This is a genomic window from Pseudomonas sp. P7759 (assembly GCF_013386445.1).
In the GTDB taxonomy this organism is placed as follows: Bacteria; Pseudomonadota; Gammaproteobacteria; order Pseudomonadales; family Pseudomonadaceae; genus Aquipseudomonas; species Aquipseudomonas azotoformans_A.
In genome coordinates this window covers 1-418 of record NZ_JACART010000125.1, presented here as the reverse complement: position 1 = coordinate 418, position 418 = coordinate 1, and the positions used below count along the sequence as shown (strand labels likewise).

General features: G+C 48.1%; 2 tRNA genes. Both read left to right on the top strand.

Going from position 1 to position 418, the window contains the following annotated elements:
- Positions 1 to 131 precede the first annotated feature (131 nt).
- Positions 132 to 208, top strand: a tRNA-Ile gene (locus HX823_RS31560).
- A 30-nt stretch (positions 209 to 238) separates the two neighbouring features.
- Positions 239 to 314: transfer RNA gene (locus tag HX823_RS31555), tRNA-Ala, on the top strand.
- Positions 315 to 418 lie beyond the last annotated feature (104 nt).

The window sequence follows — 418 nt, the reverse complement described above, 5'->3', positions numbered from 1 at the left end:
CACACGAATTGCTTGATTCATTGAAGAAGACGATAAGAAGCAGCCTAAATGGTTGTAGCTTAGTTGGTTAGAGCGCACCCCATGCTCTGTGGTAAAGAGCAGGGTGAGGTCGGCCTTAGCAGCTCGAAATTGGGTCTGTAGCTCAGTTGGTTAGAGCGCACCCCTGATAAGGGTGAGGTCGGCAGTTCGAATCTGCCCAGACCCACCAATTTTGTGTGGGAAACGCCTGTAGAAATATGGGGCCATAGCTCAGCTGGGAGAGCGCCTGCCTTGCACGCAGGAGGTCAACGGTTCGATCCCGTTTGGCTCCACCACTACTGCTTCTGAAGTTTGAAAGCTTAGAAATGAGCATTCCATCAAAATGATGGTGAATGTTGATTTCTAGTCTTTGATTAGATCGTTCTTTAAAAATTTGGGT